This window comes from Campylobacter concisus (genome assembly GCF_902460675.1).
Classification (GTDB): Bacteria; Campylobacterota; Campylobacteria; order Campylobacterales; family Campylobacteraceae; genus Campylobacter_A; species Campylobacter_A concisus_AJ.
In genome coordinates, this window is the sequence record NZ_CABPUQ010000001.1 from 1,630,003 (window position 1) to 1,651,890 (window position 21,888).

Genomic DNA, 21,888 nt, shown 5'->3' on the forward strand with positions numbered 1-21,888 from the left:
ATCTCCATTAAAATTGTTCTATCAAACGCTTAAAGAAGCCCCCAAAGCTCCTGCTTTGCTCATCTTTAAGCACTTTTCGTTCCAACCTATAAAGCAAATTCGAAGCAATATTCTTGATCTGCACGCTAGCAGAGCCGTAAGCTTCGTCATCTGTAAAGAGCGTCCTTTGTTTTATGCTCCTTGCCACACTCTTATCAGAAGCGACGTAACCAATTAGCTCTAAATTTAAGCTTGGCCCAATATTTGCATTTGCCACTCGCTTTACATTTTCATAAATTCTAGTGGCCTCAGCCTCGTTTTTTACCATATTTAAAAGCAAAAGCTCGTTATTTTTAAACCTTGAGACGATCTTTATAACCGCATACGCGTCAGTTATCGCCGCAGGATCAGGCACAGTCACCACGACAACCTCATCAGCTGCTTCCAAAAAGAGCTGCGTACTGCCGCCTATGCCAGCTCCAGTGTCGATGATCAAAAAGTCAAGCCCATCAAGCTCGCTAGCCTCATCTAAAAATCTCTCAAATAAAAATTGATTGTTAAATTTCAAAATTTCATCGCCGCTCTCGCCAGGGATAAGGATCAAATTTTTATTTATAGGTATCAAGATATCTTTTAGGCTGCACTCGCCTTTTAGCACGTGAAGCAGGTTTTTACCCATTTTGACGTTTAAAATAACATCAAGGTTTGCAAGGCCGATATCAGCGTCAAAAAGCCCTACTTTATAGCCATTTTGCGACAAGATATTTGCCAAATTTGCACTTATCGTGCTCTTGCCAACGCCGCCCTTGCCGCTTGTTATCGCTATAAAATGCGTATTTTTAGCCTTATTTTGAGACTGGACTAAATTTTGTAGTTTTTGCGCTTGGTTATTCATCGCTAGCCTTTTGCTTTGTAAAGCCGTCAAACACGCACTCTACTAAAAATTCGCTCTTTGCCTCTACAAGATCATCAGGCACCTCTTGACCCACGCTAAAGTAGCTAACTGGCGTATTTGTCTCATAGATCAGCGAAAAGACGTTGCCAAAAATTTTAGTCTCGTCAAATTTGGTGATTATTAAAGTGTCGATCTCTAAAAATGAAAATCCATTATAAATTTCTATTAGATCCTCGACCTTTGAGCCAGCTGAGAGGACTAAATTTACATCGATCTTTGCGCCACTATGCTTTAAAAATTTATCAAGTCTTTCAAGTTTTTCTTTGTCATACTGCGAATTTCCAGTGGTATCGATTAGTATCACGTCGCAGTAGCTAAGCTGCTTTATGGCGTTTTGAAAGTCCTCAACCTCTATGACGTCAAGGATGGGTAGTTTCATCATCTTAGCATACTGAAATAGCTGTTCAACCGCTCCGATACGGTACGTATCAAGCGTGATGATGCCCGTTTTATAGCGTTTTTCGTTGCCGTAAGCAAAACGAGCCGCAAGCTTTGCAAGAGTTGTCGTCTTGCCAACTCCAGTTGGACCAACTAGCATCATTATGCGCTGTTTTTTATCGCCGAGCTCTTTTCTACAAGGTAGCATATTTCTCAAAAGCGAGTAGAAGTACCTTTTTACCGCGGTTGGGTTGTTTTTCATAGAGATTGGCAAATTTTCAAGCGTCGTTTGCATGATCGCCTCTAGATGCTCCTCTTTCATGCCGCTTTGTTTTGCGAGCTTGTAGATAGTAGCAAACTCTGGCGGGATCGAGAGATTGTTGCGATTTGGGGCTTTTTCGTCCCAGATCATGTCAGTTATCAGCCCTATTTTCTCGCTTAGCACGCTTACTTGCTTTGCTACGTCGTCTATTTTTTTATTCATGCCATTTGTATTTGGCTCTTTTATCTCGTTCATATCGACATTTGCGATCGCACTTATCTCTTTTGCGACGTCTGAGATATTTAAAAGCACGCTCTCATTTGGATCGTAAGGCTCAGGCGACGTCGTCTTTGTCTCAAATTTAGCAGGCTCCTCTTTTATCTCAAATTTTGGCTTTGGCTGCTCGTAGTTTTTACTAAATTTAGAGTAGGCATTTTCATAGTTTATAGCTTTTACATTTGGCTTTGGCGGCTGCTTTACCTCGTCCTCTTCGACGCTTACTAAAATTTCATAAAGCGGCTTTTTGTTTATCGTTTTGGCTTGAATTTGCTTTGTGGTAACGAGTATGGCCTTCTCGCCGCACGCTTCTTGAGCCTTCTTCAAAGCCTCAATGGTGCTCTCACCTGTAAAAGTATGAAATTTTGTAGCCATTTATATCCTTTAACCTCTCATAAGCCCTAGTGGCACGATCACGCTAAGCCTCTTACTAGCCCCTGGGTGCGGGACGATAAGGCGCGGCGTCTTATAGACTTTTTTACTAAAATACAAAATATCCAGATCAAGCGTGCGTGGCGCATTTTTAAACGTCCTCACGCGCTTAAATTTACTCTCATAATGCCCCAAAATTTTTAGCAAATTTCTAGGAGCCAGTGACGTTTGTAAATTTATAACAGCGTTACTAAAATCAGCCTGCTCTTCGTAGCCAAACGCCGCATTTATCAGGATCGGCGAGACTTCAACTACATGAAACCTACTATCACTTGTAATCGCTCTTATAAATTTATCAAACCTCTTTGCGCTATCGCCGATGTTGCCACCCATGCCAACTAGCGCCTCATACTTAAACTCATCTCTTTTTTCAAAAAAACTAGGGCAAAAACGGCTTTTTACGATCTTTCTTGCTCCAGCTAGCCTCATAAGATTTCGCACCCACCTTCTCTTGCGACCACCACGTCCTCGATGCGCACGCCAAATTCATTTTCTAGGTAAATTCCAGGCTCTATACTAAAAACCATGCCCTCTTTTATGAGCGTTTCACTCCTTGCTGAGATGACTGGAAGCTCGTGTATATCGACGCCCACGCCATGTCCTGTCGAGTGAAAAAAGGCCTTTTCATATCCAGCCTTTGCTATGACACTTCTTGCCGCAAGGTCTATCTCGCACGCCCTCACGCCAGCTCTTGCGACCTTTATCGCAGCAGCCTGAGCCTCTTTTACGATCTCGTAAATTTCTTGCATCTTGGCGTTTTTAAATTTCTGCTCCTTTGAGAAGTTAAAATTTTCATCAAAGCAAGCAGTTCTCGTGCGATCAGAGCAGTAGCGATTAAATTTCACTCCAGCGTCAAGTAGCAGCAAATCGCCCCTTTTTAAAATTTTATCCCCAGGCAGCGCATGCGCCTTTGCTGCATTTTCATTTATCGCCACGATCGGATCAAAGCTAAGACCTAGCTCATTTTTTTGCCTAAAGATGAGCGAGGCGTTAAAATGAAGCTCCTTTTCGCTCATCCCTTCGCCATTTTCACGCACAAATTTAGCAAATTCATCAAAGCATTTTGCTCCAAATTCGCTAGCTCTTTTTAAAATTTTTATCTCATCCTCGCTCTTGCAAATTCTCTTTAGCCTAGAGAAATTTGCCTTTGGCTTGAAATTTATCTTAAAACCCTTGCTAAGCGCGTTAAATTCGCTTAGACTTAGCTCATCAGGATTAAAAACAAGGCTACTTGGCTTCATCTTTCTTAAAAATGCCCTAACCTCGTTTATTAAATTTCTCTGCGCCAAAAGAACGACTACGCCAACATTTACGCAGCTTTTTGCCTCAAAATAATACCTCGCGTCCGTGAAAAAGTATTTCACGCCATCAAGGCATAGCAAAAACTCATTGTCGCAGCTGTAACCGCACTCGTAAAATACGGCGTTTTCGTCCTTTAAGATGAAATTCATTGTGCGTTTTGATTTGCTCTTACTGCTTTTATCTGCTCAAAAATTTGAAGCATGCCTATCATCGCCAAATGATAGCCAACTGGTCCAAAGCCCACGATCTGGCCTGCAGCAACTGGTGCGATAAGGCTTTTGTGACGGAATTCTTCTCTTCTATAAACGTTGCTGATATGCACCTCGATAACTGGCAGCGCAACCGCACTTAGCGCGTCACGGATAGCGATAGAGGTGTGAGTGTAAGCGGCTGGATTTATGATGATGCCGTCAGCATCGCCCAAGCACTCTTGAATCTTATCGACTAGCTCGCCCTCAAGGTTGCTTTGAAAAAACTCGATCTCAACGTCATTTTGATCGGCAACGATCTTCATTTGAGAGTGGATATCCTCCATCTTCATAACGCCGTAAATTCCTGGCTCTCTAGCGCCAAGCATGTTGATATTTGGGCCTTGGATAACCATTATTTTTAGCTTCTTATCCATGTCACTCCTTTTTGATTAAATAGCCCAAATTATACATTTTCGTTCCTAAATTTTCGCTACAATAACAAAAATTTAAGGCTAGAAATGGAAATTTTAAAAGCAAAAAAAATAATCACTGGCGGAGAAAATCCAAAAATTTTAAGAAATTCTTGTGTTGTCATTGATGAGGGTAAAATTTTAGAAATTACAAGCGAAAAAGAGGCGCAAAAGAAATTTAAAGAGGCGAAAATTTGCGACTTTGGTGAGAGCGTGATCGCCCCAGCCTTTGTAAATACGCACGTTCATTTGGAATTTAGCTCAAACGTTAGCACACTAAAATATGGTGATTTTATAAAGTGGCTTGGCTCTATCGTCGATAAAGGTGGCGAGCTAGCCAAAATGGACGCTAAAAAAGCGATGAGTGAAGCTATAAATTCGCTACTAAAAAGCGGAGTTTGTGCCATTGGCGAGATATCTAGCTTTGGTAGTGATCTTGAAATTTTAGCTGATAGTCCGCTAAAAGTCGTGCTTTTTAGTGAAATTTTAGGCTCAAGCGAGCAGATGGCTAACCAAAATTTGCAAAATTTTTTAGCTAAATTTGAAAAGACAAAGGGCTATAAAAGTAAAAATTTCACCCCAGCTATCTCACTGCACTCGCCCTACTCTGTGCACCCAAAGCTCGCCAAAGCCGCCCTTGAGATCGCTAAAAAAGAGGACCTGCTTGTAAGCACGCATTTTTTAGAGAGCAAGGCTGAAAAGCAGTGGCTAGAGCACGGCAGCGGTGGCTTTAAAAAGCATCTTTTAAGATTTAGCCAAGATCCAAAGCCGATGTATGACGCGAAAAGCTACTTTGCGATGTTTCGTGAGGTAAATACACTATTTACGCACTGCGTTTATGTGAGCGATTTTGCTAAATTTAAGCCTCACCACAGCGTGACACACTGCGCCGTTTCAAACAGACTGCTTGGCAAAAAGGCGCTAAATTTAAAAGAAATTTTCAAAAATAACGTCAGCCTAAATATCGGTACAGACGGGCTTAGCTCAAATATCAGCCTAAATTTTTGGCATGAGCTAAGAGCTGCTCTATTTACCCACGCTAGCCTTGATCTAAACGAGCTTGCTACCAGACTTTTTGTCGCTGCAACGCATGGAGGCGCAAAGGCACTTAGGACAAATAATGGCGAGATAAAGGCTGGACGTGCGGCTGATCTTGCCGTCTATAACGACCTAGAGTGCGATGATAGCGAGCTAATACTTCAGCTCATACTTCATACAAACGAGGCTAAAAAACTATATATCGGAGGCAAAATTTGCAAATTTTAAGGCTTATTTTTAGAGGGATTTTGGGAATTTTTAAATTTATCAATAACTACTTTAAGGCGCTCGTATTTTTACTCATATTATTTTTTATTTTCGCGCCAAATGGCAAGATGAAAGAGCCAAATTTAGCCCGCATAGACATCACCGGCACGATAATGGACACAAGCGAAATTTTAGATGAGCTCGAAAAAGCGAGAGTTGATAGCAACATCAAAGGAGTGCTGCTCTACATCGACAGCCCAGGCGGCGCGCTAAGCCCGAGTGTGGAGCTAGCCATGGCGGTCAAGCGACTAAAAGAGAGCAAAAAAGTGCTCGCATACGCTGCTGGCAACATGGCAAGTGGTAGCTACTACGCTGGCGTAAATGCCGACGCCATCATCGCAAACCCTGGCGCTTTCATCGGCTCGATAGGCGTCATCATGCAAGGGGCAAACATCGAAAATTTAGCCAAAAATTTAGGCGTGAGCGAGCAGGTGGTGAAGGCCGGGGAGTTTAAAGAGGCTGGCACCTTTATGAGGAGCTGGAGCAAGCAGGAGCGCGAGAGCTTACAAGGGCTCGTAAATGACGCTTACATGCTCTTTGTAAGCGACGTGGCGGAGGCTAGAAATTTAGATATCAAGAAAAAAGACGAGTGGGCAAATGCAAGGGTCTTTTTGGCTCATAATGCCCTAAAAATGGGGCTAATTGATAGCCTTGGTAGCTACATAGACGCTCAAAATGAGCTAGCTAAAATGAGCCTCGTAGATGAGCCCGTCTGGCAAGAAAAACCGCAGCTCGAAAAGATAATGGAGAAATTTACAAAGCAAGGCATAAACTCGCTTTTTGGCGCATTTTTCGAGACAAAGCTTAGATAAAAAAGCATCCAGCCAGGGCTAAATTTAACTGGCTGGCAAAGCTTTTTATAGCTAGCTTATCTGAAATTTCCCTCGCTATCTACAAAAAGATCTCGCTCTGCTATTTTTATCAAAAAAGTAGTTTCATTTATCCTTTGAAGCACTTTCTTACTGCCTGCCTATTTAAAATTTGCTCCGCCTGCTCGCTCTTTTGCTCGTCTTTATTTTCATTGCAAAATTTTATAGCTAGCTTTGCTCTATCTTGTATATGCTTTTGTATAGGCTCTAGCCACTCATCGCTTAAGTTAAATTTAGCGTGCTTTTTAAACTCAAATTTACTAAGTCTTTCTAAGCCCTCTAAGTGTCTATCACATACAAAACGCTTTAGTTGTTCGTTAAATCCATAATCAAAGCAAGAAATTTTATCGCTCAATGCAGTATCAATATCTTTTAATTCATCTTGAGTTAAGAAGTTAATCATCGATAAGCCGTTATCAAATATCGGTGCTGCTCTTAATGGCATACCAGTGTCGTTATCTACAATCATACCAAAGTTACCCAAGTGCCTATCGATATTATAAATAAGTGCGTCAAATACGAGTAAATCTCTTAATTTATCCTCTCCATATATCGCAGCAATTTTCATATTTCTATTCTCAACCGAAAGCTCGCCTCTTTTAAAAAAGTTACCCATAGGCACGTAACCCTCATTTTGGCTTGTAAAAATTTTGCACGAGCTTATCAGTTCATTGTGAAATTTTTGTAAGTCGTATTTTATACACTCAAAGCCTAAAGCTTGCGCTACTTGAGCCATATAAAATTCTGCGTAAGCCTCTTTACCATTATTTGCGTAAGCTTTACTAGAGCCTTTATATAGATAAATTCCGTCCCACTCTCTATACCAGCACTTCTTAAGCATTCCGTTGGTTGTGTATTCAGGCGAAGATGTAAAGCCACTTACTTTATGGCTCATACCACTAAAGGCGACTAAAGACAAAGCCTCGTCAAATTTATTATCGTAAAGATTATAGTTTTTCCATTTATAGTCATCGCTAGCTGGAGTAACCCAAAACGTATCATTTAAACTAAGCCCAAATGATACGTCGATATAGTCCATAAGACTACGCTTCTCATCTAAACTATAAGAAGCAACAACCTTTTCTACAAAACGTCTATTATTCGGTATTCTTCTATTTTCTATCCAGGATTTTAAAGAGTTATTTAAATCGTTTATATCAATAGTTTTAGGCAAATACGAAGCGTCTTTAATTGCAATATTTACAACTTCATATTTGAAATTTTTACCGCCTATATCGTCGTATTCTTTGGCGTTAATACTAAATTCTAAAATAGTTTTGTCTTTATTTTTTAAATGATAAAACATTATTTTTACTCTTCTGCCTTTCTCATATCTGCCTTACCTTTTATCTCTTCTGCTGTCTCAAGATCAAGCTGCGCTTTTTTAAATGCTTTACGAGCTTTATCAAGGCGGTTAGAATTCTTAACACTAGGGTCAAACTTCTCTGCTTCTTCAAGCTCATATTTCTTTTTGCCGTAATTCATTTGAGCGTTTTCTAAGCGCATAGTAGCATTATCTCCACCAGCTAAATTTGCACGTGAGGTTACTTTCCCAGTTACTGGGTTACGTCCGATAGTTAAATCTAAATCACGTTTAGCTGTTTCAGCATTGAGGTTACGATAACACTCTTTCCCCCCATCAATATTCCTGCTATAACACGTGGTCTATTTCTTGGGTCGGAGCAATCTACAGCTGCAAAGCTTATAGATGAAAATAAACTAACTAATAAAATATAAAGTAATGCTTTATTTTTCATTGCTTATTCCCCCTTGCTCTTATCTTGCTCTTTTGAGCTGTCTAATCCTTTTCTCTTACGTAATCTTCTAAATGCACTTGAGAAAGTAGCTAGGCTCATACCTAGCTCTTTCTCTTCTTTTTTTACCGCAGCGAAGCCATCACTAAAATCACAAATGTATCCAAAACTATTTGCCATATAAGCCTCCTTTGTTTTTTAAATATTGTAATTTATATTTTTTAAAAATAAGTAAAATTTCAAATAATATTTAAATCGTAGAATAAAATAGAAATTTAAAGTAGATGGTGGAAGCGAGGGGGATCGAACCCCTGTCCAAAAGCAAAATCCGTACAGCCTCTACACGCTTAGCAAAAGTGAAAATTTCATCTAAAAAGGCTCACTTTCCAAAACCAAAATTTAGACTAAGACTTAAATTTCAGCTAGCAAACAGTCACTTTGCTGGCCTACTCTAGCTAAATTACTCGCTTACATCCTAGCTAGAATAAGACAAAGCGAGGCTCAACTGAACTTACGCAGCTTTAGCGTAAGCAGGAGCGAAATTAACGTTGTTTGCGTTTAAATTTAATTTGAGCTTTTTACGCTTTGCTCAAAGCGACGTGCCACCGTACACACTCTGCTCCTGTCGAAGCCAAGTCGCTCCCATAAAAAATGAAATGGTTTAGTTGGATTGTTTAGTCAAGTTTTGCAGGTACGTCAATGATCTTTGGCTCAAGGACGCTAAAATACTCTAGGTCTTTCTCGACGTCGCCTTTGTATTTATGAAACTGATCGCTAATAAGCAGCAACCAATCTATAAATTTATCATTTGCTGGACCTTTTAAGCTTCTAGCCTCTTGAGTGACCTCTTCAGCCAAAGTCGTTAGTTTCAAGATCGGGTCAAGATGCATAAAACCTGCTGCTGATTTGATATTGTGAAAGATCCTAGAAAGCTCTAAAATGCTCTCCTTATACTTGTCAGCTCTTCCTAAATTTATTATCAAAGGCTCTAGTAAATCGCACATCAAAGTGTAGTGAGAGAGAAACTCCTCAACTATATCATAAGAATAATCGACTTCAAGCCTTTTTAATATACCCATTTTCATGTCCTTAAGAAATTGGCGTAATTGTAGCAAAATTTTGATAAAATTGTTAGCATTATCACAAAATTTACCGGACTTAGCCATGAAAGATGAAAAAATCGCAAAGAAAAAACTCACTATAAATGACATAAAAAACAAAAAAGGCGTTGAGCCTATCGTGATGATAACTGCTTATGATGCACTATTTGCGAAGATTTTTGATGATTATGCTGATGTTATCCTTGTTGGCGATAGCTTAAATATGAGCTTTAACATGCAAGAGAGCACGCTATGTGCTGATATGAACACCATGCTTTATCACACAAAGGCCGTTTGCGCTGGGGCTAAAAAGACTTTTATCCTAGCTGATATGCCATTTGGCAGCTACACAAACGAAAAACAAGCGATCAAAAATGCGATGAAATTTTTTAAGCAGACAAATGCCGATGCGGTGAAGCTTGAAGTTGGCATGCATCAGGTAAATTTAGTAAAACGCCTCTGCGAAGAGGGCATAAACGTGATGGCTCACATCGGATTAAAGCCGCAATTTTTTAAATTTGAGGGTGGATATAAGATAAAAGGCAGAAGCGAGCTTGAGGCAAAGAGGCTAGTTGAAGAGGCTTTGGCATTTGAGCAAGCTGGTGCGTTTGGCATACTGCTTGAAGGCACGCTTAGCAACGTGGCAAGCGAGATAACAAGGCAGGTTCATGTGCCAGTTGTGGGCATAGGCTCTGGGGCGGATGTCGATGGGCAGGTGCTTGTCTGGTCTGATATGTTGGGATTTTTCGAGGACTTTAAACCTAAATTTGTTAAACGCTATCTTGACGGAGCCGCTCTTGTGCGAAAAGGCGTGCAAAGCTACACTAGCGAAGTAAAAAACAAAATTTTCCCAAGCGAAGAGTTTTCGTATCAGGGTTAAATTTATACTCCAAATTTATAAAGCAACCCATAAAAACTCTGCAAAAAGCTCTAGCAACACCAAAGCGCTAGAGCAAAATTTTTAAATTTAAAAAAGCTCTTCTGATTCAAGATAGTTTTGCGAGATATTTCGCTCTTTTTCGTCGGTATTTACGTGAAGGACGTAGTAGCCTATCTGCGTGTTGCTAGCATCAAGTAGCGGCACAACGCAAAAATAGTGCGTCTTATATACGTAAAATTCATACTTTTTAAGGTCGATATCACGCAAAATTCCAACTATATTTAAATTCGCACTGCTTAAATTTTCGATGTAATAATCACTTAAAATTTGATCACTCGGCGCGCTTTTATGTGCTGGCATCTTATCTTTTGATAGGAGTACGAAAAGGTCTATGCCTTGCGTTTTATAAAAATTCCCAAGTGAGTCGTAGTTTAGCAAAACCTCGATGCTACCGATGTTTTTGCCCTCATGCATCACATTTGAAACAGCCCTTATAAGCACCCCAGCATACCACGCCTCGATGCCAACCATGGGCTTATTTTGACGTCTTGACTCTTGGACTAAAAACCTACCGCTAGCGATCATATCGCCATATCTATTTAGATCCCAGCTTCTTACGTAGCTTTTTAGATCTTTGTCGTAAAGATGAAGTTTGATGTTGTTATACATCGACGCTGCGCCAAGAGTTTTTGTCAAATTTTCGATGTTTTTTACGCATTCGTCGCGGTTTTGACCTAGCAAACACATCTGTATAGACTCGTTTTGAGCAAGCAGGATCGAGATCGCCATTGATGAAAATTTCTCATCATCGATGCTTTTGTTTAGCTGCTTTACGTGGTAGTCAAAAAAGACGCGCATGTTGTTTTGCTTTTTTTCAGCCATGTATGAGCTATAAAGAAAGTAAAAAAGGCTACCAAGCACCGCAAAAACGACTAGGACGATATAGATATTAAAATATTTTTTGTATTTACTCAAAACTAAGCCTTAGTTTTTTTTCTAAAAATTTAGCAAATTCGTCAAATTTAGGCAGCACAAGCTCACTTTTTCTCTTTTGGTTAGCCCAAACGCTATCTGGGAAAAATGCATCGTTTTCAAATCTTGCAATAACATGAATATGCACGTGTGGCACGTAGTTTCCAAAGCTTGCGATGTTTATCTTAGTTGGTTTATAAAACTCAAGCATCGCCTTTTCAGCCACCAGCATCGCCTCAAAAAGCCTAGCCCTACTAGCTTCGTCGCAGTCACTTAGCTCGCGGTAGGGCTTAGCGGTAAAAATTTTCACCCACGGAAGCTCGTTCTCTTCGCGCTCAACTCTTATAAATTTATCTTCATATATCATATTTTGCCCCTATTTTATACGAAATTTCTCTCTCGCAAAAGCGTGTAAAGCTTGATCGTTGAGATAAAAAATGTCACGATCGCAGGTCCAAGTATCACGCCCCAGAAGCCAAACGTCGTGATGCCAGCGATCATCGCAAAAAAGATGAGTAGCTCGTTTATCTTTGTTGGTATCTTGACTAGTTTTGAGTTTATAAATTTAATGACAAGTGGCTTTAGCAGCGTATCAGCGCCAAATGAGATCACGATGATGGTGTAAAGTGCGATCGTGATAGCGGCTGCTGTGTTGCCATTTGCAAACTCATAAATGCTAATAGGCGCCCACGCCAAAAAGCCGCCAACGACTGGGATGAGTGAAGCGAAGCTAAAAAAGATGCCAGTTAGCACGCCATCATAGCCGTAAAAACTGGTGACAATGGCAAATAAAAAGCCCTGAATGATCATATTTGCGATGGTTGAGTAAAAAACGACGCCCATCACGTTGCCAACCTCGCTTAGTATCGACTCAGTGTCCTCTTTTTTAAGCGGAAGCGCCTCTTTTAGGTAGTTTATAAGCTCGTTGCCATAAAGGTTGCAAAAGAAGAAAAAGACTAGGATGATGATCATATCAACGCCAAATTTAAGGCTTAGTTTGCCTAAATTTGCAAGATTAGCAGCGACTTGCGAAAAGAGCATCTTGATATCAAGCCCGCCTATAAATTCCTTGATCTTTGGCTCTAAGAAATTTATCGACTCTGGCAGGCTAAAGTCGTAGTTTTTGATAAACTCGATCGTTTTTGTGACGTTATTTATATCAAAGCCAGCTGCGTATTTCGCGATCTCGATGACGGCGTAAAGAAGCGGCGCGATAAATAAGCAAAGAAGCGCAAATGTCGTAAGTCCTGACGAGAGCGTTTTGCGGTTTTTAGTAAGCGTTAAAAATGCGATCTGCACGTTCGCAACAGCCACAGCAAGCAGCGCTGCGATAAAAATGTCAAGTAAAAATGGTTTAAAAAGATAGACCACCAAAGCCAAAGCACAAAACGCAAAAATTCCAAAAAACAGCCTGTTATTCATCTTGCTCCCTTAAAATGGGGTAATTATAGCAGATTTTATTTTACATACTTAGATAAGTTATTGTCTATATAGAGCATGAGTTACATTTTAGTTTTAAATATTTTATAAACACTTATTTAATTTTTGTATATCTTTTATAAAATTTTAAGTAGTCTCTAAGCTGGGGGGGGCAGAATAACACTTATATTTTTTTAAGGAGAAAAAATGAGTATTTATCCGTTTAAAAGTGGCTATGAGATGCTTTACAACAACGGTGGATTTGAAATTGTCTTTGGGCTAAGTGAGGATTGTGGTGACATGCGCATTGGTATGAGATGGACCACTACTACATCAAGTGAAAGTGGCTATCCAGTAGGTAAAAACGGTGAGCCTAGGTACTTTATACTCTCACAAGACCTTGATATAACTTTTTTAGCTACTCTTTTGGGTGGTGGAAAAGAAAATGACAAAAAAATAGTTAAAGCCATAAAAACTCTTATTATACAAGGAGAGAAAAAATGAAATTTTTTATCACTCTTTGTGTCCTTTTTGGTTTTTGCATGTCAGCTTTTGGAGAAGAGGCATATCTACTGAAATATCTTGGTCGAAATATTTTTGGCTATAGCTATCAAGTGACATCAAAAGTTGATTTTTTGAGCGTAGATAGAGTTATAGCCAATAGAGGCAATTGCGATACTTACTGGGATGTAATTAATCAAGTAAACAATGAAGATCAAAGATATAGTATTAAAAGCAATAAAGACTATTTTGGATTATCAAATGCAGCCGACATCTCAAGTAAAATGCAAACAAAAATTAATAATTTCTTTTTTGAGGCTTTTGGCAGTCGTGCAGCAAGCGTTTATCTTGAAGGTTTTGGTAAATCATACATATTTACATCATCATGCAAAGCCATAGAAATGACTATAGTGACAAACTACGGCGAAAAAACTTTCACATTTAATTATTAAAAGGATAAATTATGGCAAAAATTATTTTTATTGTATGTTTATTTTTATCATTTACATTTGCGGTGGAAAAAGAACCTTTTGAAATAGAAATAGGCTTTGACAAAAAACTTTCTACAGATAGTTCAATATCATTATTAATTAAATCAAATATAGATAATCTAGAAATAAGAAAAATAGCACTTTATACACCAGAAAAAGAAAGTCTTACAGGATGGATAAACGAGATAAATAAAACAAAATATACCATAATACACTTCAGTGACAAAGATATTGTAATTGTAGTAACTAATAATAATTTAAGCAAAAGATACAAACAAGACGATTTTATAAAAAAATACGGAAAAGATAAAATGATCATAAAACTAAACAAAGGAGAGTATAAAGAACTTTTCCTAGCTGATTATTTTAAAGATTGTAAAAACGAAAAAAGCAATTGTAAAGCAATATTATCAACTAATCTTGGGGACTTCAATATAGATATAGAAAGCCTTCCCGTATATGAGAATTGGAAAAAATATGCATCTCCAAAAGAAGAAGATTAATTAATTTAGGTAGCCAAAATTTGGCTACCTAAATCAGCCTTTTACGTGCACTGAAAATTTGCTCCGACGATCTCACACTCATCACAAATTTGCATATAGATAGTACCCTCGCCGTCTATCAAGCCACCAAAAGGGATTTGCGCTAGATATTTCATCGTTTTACCACATTTTGGGCAAGCTAGATACTCGCTGTCTTGCTGCCACTGCGGATATCCACCAAGCAAAATTTCACCATCGATCATAGCCGCATAGTGCATACAGACCTCGCTGGCTAGCTCGAATTTTTGCCCATCAAGCACCGCCACAGCCTCTCTTACATAGTCTTCGCTCTCACCCTCGCCTACTACCTCTGTTTGCACGTTGCCGCCATCATTTTGGCAAAAATACTGCACAAAGCCAACGCATGTCGGACAAAATTTAAGCACAGCGTCATTTTTAAGCTCCAAGCCAAACTGCTTTAGGCTCTCCTTTTTGATGCTAAACTCAACTATCTCGCCGCTACAAAATTTACATTTTTCATCATTTTCAGCTTTAAATTTAACGCTTGCGTCTGCGCTTTGACTTGGCTGGCAGGTAAAGCACTTATCAAAAACTAGGCTTCTTCTCTTGCCACTGCTATCAAAGCTCCAGCCAGCAGTCTGCGAGTATCCATCAGTGTCGGCATAAAGCTTCGTCTTCCAAGGCTTTGGCGCACCATAAAGCTTAAAAAATAGCTCCCTTACTACCTCATCGCCCTGCCAGGCAAGTGCCGAGAGGATGTGATTTAGCTTGACTATATTTTCTTCGTTTGAGAGCCTGCTTATAAGCTCATCTCTGATCTTTGTTGAAGCCTTTTTGTAAATTTCAGGTGGATAGTACTCGCCGTTTTTTGTCAGCTCATTAATGATCTGCTCATCGCAAATGTCATGCAGATAAAAAATATATGTGAGGTCGCTGTAAATTTCATCAAATTTATCTAGCTCGTCAATGTGAGCGAGGATATTTTTCTGCCTCTTTTTGATCTCGTCCTCGCTTAGGCCCTCGTAAAATTCCAGCTTCTCTTTTTGCCTGCACCAGTAGCAGATCCCGTCAAAGTAAATCGTCCTTTGCTTGCACTTAGGACAAAGATGTGGCTCGCCCATTTTTGCTCCAAATTTAAATTTCGCTACTCAAAAAGCCCTTTTTCGATGTCGATCTTGACGTTAAAGGTCTCAAAACACTTCGCACTTGCGATCCTGCCCTTTGCGGTGCGCTCAATAAAGCCATTTGCAAGCAGATATGGCTCTATGACGTCCTCAACCGTGCCCTCGTCCTCACTAAGTGCCGCTGCGATCGTGCTAAGCCCCATAGGACGGCGCCTTGCTTGCATTAAAATTTCTAAATACCTAATATCCATCTCATCAAATCCAAGCGAATTTACACCAAGCGCATTAAGCCCCTCTTTTGCGCGCTCGTGACTGATGATTTGCTCGTCATTTACCTCGGCAAAGTCGCGAATTCGCTTTAGCAGTCTAAGAGCGATCCTTGGCGTGGCACGTGAGCGTTTGGCGATCTCTAAAGAGGCATTTTTATCGCACTCTTTGCCAAGCTTGGCAGAGGCGATCTGCACGATACGGCTTAGCTCGCTGCTTGTGTAAAACTGCAGCCTAAAGTCCATTCCAAAGCGGTCTCTTAAAGGTGCTGAGATCATGCCAGCACGCGTAGTTGCGCCTATTAGCGTAAATTTTGGCAGGTCTATCTTGATAGTTTGTGCAGCCGGTCCTGAGCCTATGATGATGTCTAGTCTAAAGTCCTCCATCGCAGGATAGAGCACCTCCTCGATAGCTGGGCTTAGGCGGTGTATCTCGTCGATAAAAAGCACGTCGCCCTCTTGTAAATTTGTAAGGATCGCCGCTAGGTCGCCACTCTTTTCTATCATGGGAGCCGCAGTCATTTTGATGCTTACGCCCATTTCGTTTGCGATGATGTGAGCAAGTGTGGTCTTACCAAGCCCTGGAGGGCCGTAAAATAGCACGTGATCTAGGCACTCATTTCGCTTTTTGGCTGCTTTTATAAAGACGTCTAAATTTTGCTTGATCTTTTCTTGACCGATGTAGTCTTCAAATTTTGTCGGTCTAAGCGAGACTTCAAAGTCATTTTCAAAGCTTACTTTTTCGATTTCAACGATTCTATCCAAAGTTTTTCCTTCTAAATTTAAGGCTTCATTTTACGCTTTTATGCTTAATCTAAGCTCGTTTAAATTTATAGTAAAAGGTGCTGCCCTCGCCATAAACGCTATCAACGCCGTATAAAATTTCATGTTTTTGGCAAATTTCACTGACGATATTTAGCCCAAGACCAAAACCGCCTTGAATTTCATCCTCTCTCACGTATCTTTTCCAGACCCTTTTGACGTCCTTTATCCCCTTACCAAAGTCCTGCACGCTAAGATTTATGCGATCTGCTTCAAGCTCTAAATTTACTATTATCTCACTCTCTTTTGGGCTGTATTTTATGGCGTTTGTGATGGTGTTATCGATGATGCGCTGAGCTTCGACCTTGCTTAGCATAGTAAATGCCTCGCTTGCTAAATTTGTCTTTATCTCGATACTCTTGACCTCCGCCACGCTTGAGAGAAATTTCACTCGCTCTTTAACATACTCGCCTAAATTTAGCCTCTCAAGTGGAAATTTGATGTAGCCACGCTTTATGAAATACTCGACATCTTCGTAGGTTATTTGCATCTGTTTTAGGGCGTTTTTGATGCGGGTTATATACTTGTTTTCAAGCCCCAGCATCTCAAGGTTCATGCCAGCCACGCCAAGGGGTGTCTTTAGCTCGTGCATAGCGTCGTTAAAGAAATTATTCATATACTTTTGAAACTCTTTATAAGGCTTAACGCTGCTTAGATATAAAAAATAGACGATAAATAGTACTGCCACAAGGATAACAAGCAGCATGATAGCTGTTAAAAAGAGGCTCTTTTTATTATCAAGCTCCTTTTCTACGACGATGTAGTAAGGAGTCTTATCTTTTATAAAAAAGCTCTTGTAAAAAAGATATCCGCCCTCTTCTAGAGTTACAAATTTAAAGCTGCTTGGCTCTTTGCTAAGCGTTGAGATGACTGGTTTAAAATTTACGTCATAAATCGCAAATTTATACTTTAATGAGCTAGCTATATTTTCGTTTTTGAGAAATGAATTTTTGATGATGGTTTCATGCTTCATAGCGCCAAAAAGGGCTTTTGAGCTACTCTCTTTTTGGCTTAAATTTAAGATCACAAAGCTTTGAAAGCAAAAGAGCGACATTATGACAAATGTCGCTATGATCTGGATCTTAAAGCTCTTGTGCATCTATCTTGTAGCCTATGCGCCTCTTTGAGATGATAAAGTTATTGTTTGTCTTGTTTCTTATCTTTAAAACGTGCATCCTTATATCAGCGCCCTCGATCTCTTTATCGTTCCAGACAAGATCTCTAAGCTCCTCCATGCTGACGTAAGAATTTAGATGTGAGACCAAACACTCGACCAAAGCGACCTCTTTTGCGCTAAGATCAACCATCTTGCCATCTTTAAGTAGCACACGTTTATTTAGATTAAAGCTAAACTCGTCATTTATCTTTACTATGTTTTTATCGTCAGTGCCATAGTACTTTCTCATAAGCTCAGCAACTCTAAATTTAAGCTCAGCTAGCTCAAATGGCTTTTTTAGATACTCGTTACAGCCGAGCTCATAGCCAATCGCCATATCATCAATATCAACTAAAGATGTCGTTATCATGATAGGAGCGTTTGGATTTAGACTTCTTATATATTTGATGACTTCGTGACCATTTACTCCAGGCACTTTTATGTCAAGTATAAAAAGGTGATAGAAATTTTTCTCTATCAAGTCGCAAGCCTCTTGACCGTCGCTCACCGCTGTAACTTCATAACCAAGCGTCTGCAAAAACTCACAGACGCTCTCTTGAAACCCCAAATCATCTTCTAAAAGCAAAATCTTCAAAATGCTCTCCTAAAAAACAAACTTTAATAAGATTTTTATCTATTGTAATACTTAATAGGTAAATTTCAAATTAAAATTCTTTTTTAAGTATTAAATAAAAATTTGTCCTGCATAGACTATGTAATATCTTAGCAAAAAGACGCCACAAATGACTAAAATAGCGTTTAGCACGGCAAATTCGCGTTTGAAATCATGCACCTTCAAAACGCTTAAGTCTAAAATGATAGGCACAGCCATACCAAGACCTATGACGCCGATATAAAACATCAACCCAAGAGAATTTGCGCTAAGTGCGTTTGCTACGGCATCTACACCACTTGCGCTTGCACCTTTTACAACCATAAAAAGAGCAACTATCAGCAAAAACTCGACTATTATCGCTAAAAAGTCAAATTTTAATAAAAAGTGTGCAGTTTGGTTTTGCGCTCTCTTTTCATCTTTTAGCACGCCAAGAAGTAGCGTAAAAGCACCAGCACAGCTTAAGCCAGAAACTAAGAATAATAGTGGCAAAACTGGCGTGTTCCAAAGTGCGATCTTGTGAGCTGCACTTAGCAAAAAGCCAGTATATGCGCCAACGCCGATGCCTAAGATGAAAAGCAAAACTCCAAGCAACCCTGAAAGCTTGCTAGCTAAATTTGCAAGCGCGTCAAAAAGAGAAATTTTAAGCATTGCTATCTCATTTTTAAACGCACCAATCGCGTATATAACGCTAAGAGGCGTATAAACTAGAAGCAGCGCAACGCCTATTGACATAACTGAGTCAAAGTTGTAAAGCAAGAGTATCCAGTAAAAGCTAAGCGGCTTGCCAAGATCAAGCACCAAAAGGGCAAGTCCAAGGACGATCGCCACTGGAGCAATAATTGCGGCTGCTTTAAAGTAGTAGTTATCCTTGCCAAATTTATTTGAGATAAGCACAGCAACGATGCTAGCACCTGCACTAAGTCCTGCTAAAAATAGATAAAAAGCTATCGGCCAGCCCCAGTAAATTTCTGTGTATTGAGCTAGGCTTCCTGACATGTTATTCATGGTGAGCTCCTTTTGTATTTGCGATCATCGCAAGTGAAGGTTTTGTGTTTAACTCCGCTTTTGGCAAGTAGTATTTGCTCTCTTTTAGTTTCTTTGAAATTTTAGAGTTTTCATCATTTACGTCGCCAAAAGTTAGGGCATTTGTAGGGCAGACGCTAACACAAGCTGGATCTTTGCCCTCTTCTAGCCTGCTCTCATAGCAAAATGTGCATTTGCCTATCTCGCCATCTGGCAAGACGTAGCGAGCGTCGTATGGACAGGCTAGGATGCAGTACTTACAACTAACGCAAATTCTGTGATCAAGCAGCGTCACGCCATCAGCCGTTTTAAAGCTAGCGCCAGTTGGACAAACCTCAACACAAGGTGCATCTTCGCACATAACGCAGCTTTGACGTAAAAAGTCAGTCTTTAAATTTGGAAATGTCCCACTCATCTTTGCATGCACCTGCAAGCGGTAAAGTCCCCTTCTTGGCACGTTGTTTGCACTTCTGCAAGCTACCGAGCAGCCTTGGCAGCCGATGCATAAATTTTCATCATGTATCATCATATATTTTTTCATTTTCTATCCTTACGCTTTACTTATGCTAACGCCAACATTTGTAACCATAGTCGCAGCCACCGGACCCTCAGCTGGATCAAGAAGCACGCTTGTGTTAAGTCCTACGTGATCTATGCTCTTAAGACCTGGCGTGATGTGTCCAAAGCCGTGATAGATAAAGAGCGTATCTTCTCTAATGCCCTCAGTCACCATAAGCTTGCCCTTTTGCTCGCCAAATTTATTTTTGACTAAGACCGTGTCGCCGTCACGTAAATTTTGCTTTTTAGCGGTGTTTGGATTGATCCAGATAGGGCTATCGCTCATAAGGTCATTTAAAAATGGCACTGCCTGAGTGTGACCGTTGGTATGGATAGGCGTTTTGCCGCAAGTTAAGCAAAGCTCGTGTCCGTCAAATGTGTCCATATCTTTGTCATTTAGCGCGCCATATCCTGCAAACTGCGCCTCGACATCAGGCAGATATAGCTCTATCTTGCCGCTTTTTGTTTTAAGCTTAGCCATATCGTCCATTAGGCCATTTTCTCCTACAAATTTAGCAGCTACTGGATATTTAGCGATAAATTTATCTATCATACCTTTTTCTCTAAACAAAATTCCCGGCTCATCCCACGTGATAAAGCCATCTTTTTCTAGTGCGGCAAGTAAATTTACATCTCCGCCAGCTTGCTGCATCCTAAACTCACGTATGTCATTCCAAGTGTAAAGCTCATCTATCTTCATGCGGCGTGCTAGCTCTCTAAAGATAAACGCCCCATCTTTTGTGTCGCCAACTGGATCGACGACTTTATTTCTTATCATATAAGCTGGTTTTAGACCTGACTTGTCCTCTATGCCCTCGTCGCGCTCTAGGTAGCTGCTCTCAGGCAAAATGACATCAGCAAAGGTCGCCATATCGTTTAGATAGACATCGCTCACTACGATGAGCTCAAGCTTCTTCATCGCCTCTATGCTCTTCATCGTCTCAGCCACGTTTATGAGGTGGTTAAAGCGGATGTTAAACCAACCTTTTATGGCGTAAGGCTTCTCGTTTAAGATAGCGTTATCTATATCCATCAAAACGCCATGTTTTCTGCTTACAAATTTATGCGCTCCAGCCTCGCCAGCGAAGTCTAGTCTGGTAACTTTTGGCACTTTAAATTTCTCATCTGGGTTTTTAAGAACTGGAAATTTATCCTCACCAACTAGTTTGTTAAAGGTCTTTGCATTTTTGCCACCAAAAAGACCGCCCTTAACCTCCCAGTTGCCCATCATCGCATTTGCCACCATGATGGCTTTTGTCCTCATGTATTCAGCTCTTGTGGTGGTTGTCTTATGCCCAAAATCAAAAATAACTCTTGGAGCAGCTTTATAAATTTCATCAGCTATTCTTCTTACGTCGCTTGCTTTTATGCCTGTGATGCTCTCTTGCCACTCAGGTGTTTTGCCCTCTACGCTCTTTACGATCTCGTCAAAGCCGATTGTAAATTTCTCAATAAATTCTTTATCGTAAGTGCCATTTTGTATCCAAGTGTTAATGAGCGCTAGAACAAATGCTAGGTCAGTTCCTGGTTTAACTGGTAGCCACTCATCAGCCTTTGCAGCTACAACGCTAAATCTTGGCTCAAGCACAAGTAGCTTTGTATCCTTGCTAGCTGCAAATTTAGCAAGCTTTTTAGCATCAGCTATGACGATGCCCTCAAAGAGGTTGTGACCAAAATTTACAACGTATTTTGCATTTGCAAAGTCTCTTTTTAGCTTAGCGATGCCATACATCTGCTCGCAAACCATTTGATAGGTGATCGGACAGCATGAAAAGTGTGAAAAGCAGTTTGGCGAGCCGTAAGCTGAGGCAAAATTTACCATTAGCTTGTGTGTTTGCGAGCTTTTACAGGTAAATACAAAGCTTTCAGGGCCATACTTTTGCTTGATATCAAGCATCTTTGAAGCGACATAGTCAAGCGCCTCGTCCCAGCTAACCTCACGCCATTTATTTTCGCCTCTCTCACCAGCTCTAATTAACGGCTTTTTGATCCTGTTTGCATCATAGAGCTGGCTAAGACCTGAGCCACCTCTTGCACAAAGAGAGGTTGCCGTGCCGCCAGCTTTTGGATTGCCACTTAAAAAGCGAACTTTGCCATCAACGACTTTTGCTTCGATAGGACACCTTGAAGAGCACATCTCACAAAAGCTATGAACGTGCTTTTCGCCTCCATTTGCTGCAGTTTCTGGTCTATTTGTATTGCCAACATATCCTACAACACTAGGTGCGATAGCGATGGACGATACAGGAACTACAAGAGTTGGCAAATTTGTATTTAACCACTC

25 protein-coding genes, 1 other RNA gene and 2 pseudogenes are annotated in these 21,888 nt (G+C 40.2%); 7 read left to right on the forward strand and 21 right to left on the reverse strand.

Features of this window, described 5'->3' with window-relative positions:
• Positions 1–7 precede the first annotated feature (7 nt).
• Genes F3G88_RS07995 through aroQ form a run of 5 tightly spaced genes read right to left on the reverse strand, consistent with a single transcriptional unit; the run spans position 8 to position 4,209 of the window.
• Positions 8–874 (reverse strand): P-loop NTPase, encoded by an 867-nt coding sequence (locus F3G88_RS07995; protein ID WP_149715833.1) that lies wholly within the window; start codon positions 872–874, stop codon positions 8–10.
• Positions 867–2,225, reverse strand: a complete 1,359-nt coding sequence (flhF, locus tag F3G88_RS08000; RefSeq protein WP_149715834.1) for a flagellar biosynthesis GTPase FlhF — start codon at positions 2,223–2,225, stop codon at positions 867–869. Before flhF ends, F3G88_RS07995 begins: the two co-directional genes overlap by 8 nt.
• Before the next feature lie 9 nt (positions 2,226–2,234).
• Complete coding sequence (gene folK, locus F3G88_RS08005; RefSeq protein ID WP_149715835.1) at positions 2,235–2,711, reverse strand: 2-amino-4-hydroxy-6-hydroxymethyldihydropteridine diphosphokinase; 477 nt, start codon at positions 2,709–2,711, stop codon at positions 2,235–2,237.
• A complete protein-coding gene (locus F3G88_RS08010; protein WP_149715836.1) occupies positions 2,708–3,733 on the reverse strand; it encodes an aminopeptidase P family protein in 1,026 nt (341 codons plus the stop codon). Before F3G88_RS08010 ends, folK begins: the two co-directional genes overlap by 4 nt.
• The gene (aroQ, locus tag F3G88_RS08015; protein ID WP_009294223.1) at positions 3,730–4,209 is read right to left on the reverse strand and encodes a type II 3-dehydroquinate dehydratase; all 480 of its coding nucleotides are present in this window, start codon (positions 4,207–4,209) and stop codon (positions 3,730–3,732) included. The genes F3G88_RS08010 and aroQ overlap by 4 nt, the downstream gene beginning before the upstream one ends.
• A gap of 84 nt (positions 4,210–4,293) precedes the next feature.
• Here aroQ and mqnF point away from each other — a divergent pair, with 84 nt between their 5' ends.
• Positions 4,294–5,511, forward strand: coding sequence for an aminofutalosine deaminase family hydrolase (gene mqnF, locus F3G88_RS08020; RefSeq protein ID WP_149715837.1), 1,218 nt, complete (start codon positions 4,294–4,296; stop codon positions 5,509–5,511).
• Positions 5,499–6,362 carry a signal peptide peptidase SppA gene (gene sppA / locus F3G88_RS08025; RefSeq protein ID WP_149715838.1) on the forward strand — a complete coding sequence of 288 codons (864 nt, stop codon included), beginning with the start codon at positions 5,499–5,501 and terminating at the stop codon, positions 6,360–6,362. The genes mqnF and sppA overlap by 13 nt, the downstream gene beginning before the upstream one ends.
• Positions 6,363–6,489: 127 nt before the next feature.
• Here sppA and F3G88_RS08035 read toward each other — a convergent pair whose 3' ends face one another.
• The 6 genes from F3G88_RS08035 to F3G88_RS08050 form a co-directional block, all read right to left on the reverse strand.
• Positions 6,490–7,725 carry a HipA domain-containing protein gene (locus tag F3G88_RS08035; protein WP_149715839.1) on the reverse strand — a complete coding sequence of 412 codons (1,236 nt, stop codon included), beginning with the start codon at positions 7,723–7,725 and terminating at the stop codon, positions 6,490–6,492.
• 5 nt (positions 7,726–7,730) lie between these two features.
• Complete coding sequence (locus tag F3G88_RS10530) at positions 7,731–7,925, reverse strand: hypothetical protein (RefSeq protein ID WP_223228750.1); 195 nt, start codon at positions 7,923–7,925, stop codon at positions 7,731–7,733.
• 77 nt (positions 7,926–8,002) lie between these two features.
• The gene (locus tag F3G88_RS10295) at positions 8,003–8,176 is read right to left on the reverse strand and encodes a hypothetical protein (RefSeq protein ID WP_188117469.1); all 174 of its coding nucleotides are present in this window, start codon (positions 8,174–8,176) and stop codon (positions 8,003–8,005) included.
• Positions 8,177–8,179: 3 nt separating this feature from the next.
• A complete protein-coding gene (locus F3G88_RS10300; protein WP_188117470.1) occupies positions 8,180–8,353 on the reverse strand; it encodes a hypothetical protein in 174 nt (57 codons plus the stop codon).
• Positions 8,354–8,458: 105 nt separating this feature from the next.
• Positions 8,459–8,817, reverse strand: a transfer-messenger RNA (tmRNA) gene (ssrA, locus tag F3G88_RS08045).
• A 30-nt stretch (positions 8,818–8,847) separates the two neighbouring features.
• On the reverse strand, positions 8,848–9,252 hold the full coding sequence (locus F3G88_RS08050) for a hypothetical protein (protein WP_004317574.1): 405 nt from the start codon (positions 9,250–9,252) through the stop codon (positions 8,848–8,850).
• An 85-nt stretch (positions 9,253–9,337) separates the two neighbouring features.
• Between F3G88_RS08050 and panB the strand changes: the two genes are divergently transcribed.
• Complete coding sequence (gene panB / locus F3G88_RS08055; RefSeq protein WP_149715841.1) at positions 9,338–10,153, forward strand: 3-methyl-2-oxobutanoate hydroxymethyltransferase; 816 nt, start codon at positions 9,338–9,340, stop codon at positions 10,151–10,153.
• Between the two features lie 87 nt (positions 10,154–10,240).
• Here panB and F3G88_RS08060 read toward each other — a convergent pair whose 3' ends face one another.
• From F3G88_RS08060 to F3G88_RS08070, 3 genes are read right to left on the reverse strand one after another with little or no spacing between them, the layout of a single operon-like run.
• Complete coding sequence (locus F3G88_RS08060) at positions 10,241–11,128, reverse strand: cache domain-containing protein (protein WP_149715842.1); 888 nt, start codon at positions 11,126–11,128, stop codon at positions 10,241–10,243.
• Positions 11,121–11,492 carry an HIT family protein gene (locus tag F3G88_RS08065; protein ID WP_149715843.1) on the reverse strand — a complete coding sequence of 124 codons (372 nt, stop codon included), beginning with the start codon at positions 11,490–11,492 and terminating at the stop codon, positions 11,121–11,123. The genes F3G88_RS08060 and F3G88_RS08065 overlap by 8 nt, the downstream gene beginning before the upstream one ends.
• 14 nt (positions 11,493–11,506) lie before the next feature.
• Entirely contained in the window at positions 11,507–12,547 is a 1,041-nt protein-coding gene (locus F3G88_RS08070) for an AI-2E family transporter (RefSeq protein WP_149715844.1), read from the reverse strand.
• Positions 12,548–12,751: 204 nt separating this feature from the next.
• Here F3G88_RS08070 and F3G88_RS08075 point away from each other — a divergent pair, with 204 nt between their 5' ends.
• From F3G88_RS08075 to F3G88_RS08085, 3 genes are read left to right on the forward strand one after another with little or no spacing between them, the layout of a single operon-like run.
• Positions 12,752–13,048, forward strand: a complete 297-nt coding sequence (locus F3G88_RS08075; protein WP_103636904.1) for a hypothetical protein — start codon at positions 12,752–12,754, stop codon at positions 13,046–13,048.
• Entirely contained in the window at positions 13,045–13,497 is a 453-nt protein-coding gene (locus F3G88_RS08080; RefSeq protein ID WP_149715845.1) for a hypothetical protein, read from the forward strand. Before F3G88_RS08075 ends, F3G88_RS08080 begins: the two co-directional genes overlap by 4 nt.
• An 11-nt stretch (positions 13,498–13,508) precedes the next feature.
• Positions 13,509–14,039 carry a hypothetical protein gene (locus tag F3G88_RS08085; protein ID WP_149715846.1) on the forward strand — a complete coding sequence of 177 codons (531 nt, stop codon included), beginning with the start codon at positions 13,509–13,511 and terminating at the stop codon, positions 14,037–14,039.
• 41 nt (positions 14,040–14,080) lie between these two features.
• Here the strand turns inward: F3G88_RS08085 and F3G88_RS08090 are convergent, their stop codons facing one another.
• The 7 genes and pseudogenes from F3G88_RS08090 to phsA form a co-directional block, all read right to left on the reverse strand.
• Positions 14,081–15,160, reverse strand: coding sequence for a cytochrome C (locus F3G88_RS08090; protein ID WP_149715847.1), 1,080 nt, complete (start codon positions 15,158–15,160; stop codon positions 14,081–14,083).
• Positions 15,161–15,183: 23 nt separating this feature from the next.
• On the reverse strand, positions 15,184–16,194 hold the full coding sequence (gene ruvB / locus F3G88_RS08095) for a Holliday junction branch migration DNA helicase RuvB (RefSeq protein WP_021090089.1): 1,011 nt from the start codon (positions 16,192–16,194) through the stop codon (positions 15,184–15,186).
• 49 nt (positions 16,195–16,243) lie between these two features.
• Positions 16,244–17,350, reverse strand: coding sequence for a sensor histidine kinase (locus F3G88_RS08100; protein WP_149715848.1), 1,107 nt, complete (start codon positions 17,348–17,350; stop codon positions 16,244–16,246).
• Entirely contained in the window at positions 17,334–18,002 is a 669-nt protein-coding gene (locus F3G88_RS08105; RefSeq protein ID WP_009294240.1) for a response regulator transcription factor, read from the reverse strand. Before F3G88_RS08105 ends, F3G88_RS08100 begins: the two co-directional genes overlap by 17 nt.
• A 90-nt stretch (positions 18,003–18,092) precedes the next feature.
• Positions 18,093–19,028 carry an NrfD/PsrC family molybdoenzyme membrane anchor subunit gene (gene nrfD, locus F3G88_RS08110; RefSeq protein WP_149715849.1) on the reverse strand — a complete coding sequence of 312 codons (936 nt, stop codon included), beginning with the start codon at positions 19,026–19,028 and terminating at the stop codon, positions 18,093–18,095.
• Complete coding sequence (locus tag F3G88_RS08115) at positions 19,021–19,587, reverse strand: 4Fe-4S dicluster domain-containing protein (protein WP_021086574.1); 567 nt, start codon at positions 19,585–19,587, stop codon at positions 19,021–19,023. Before F3G88_RS08115 ends, nrfD begins: the two co-directional genes overlap by 8 nt.
• A gap of 9 nt (positions 19,588–19,596) precedes the next feature.
• Positions 19,597–21,783: pseudogene (gene phsA / locus F3G88_RS08120) on the reverse strand (thiosulfate reductase PhsA); the annotation flags it as partial.
• On the opposite strand from phsA, the pseudogene F3G88_RS10810 reads away from it, so the two are divergent.
• Positions 21,776–21,888, forward strand: a pseudogene (locus F3G88_RS10810) (anaerobic C4-dicarboxylate transporter family protein); the annotation flags it as partial. The pseudogenes phsA and F3G88_RS10810 sit on opposite strands and share 8 nt — an antisense overlap.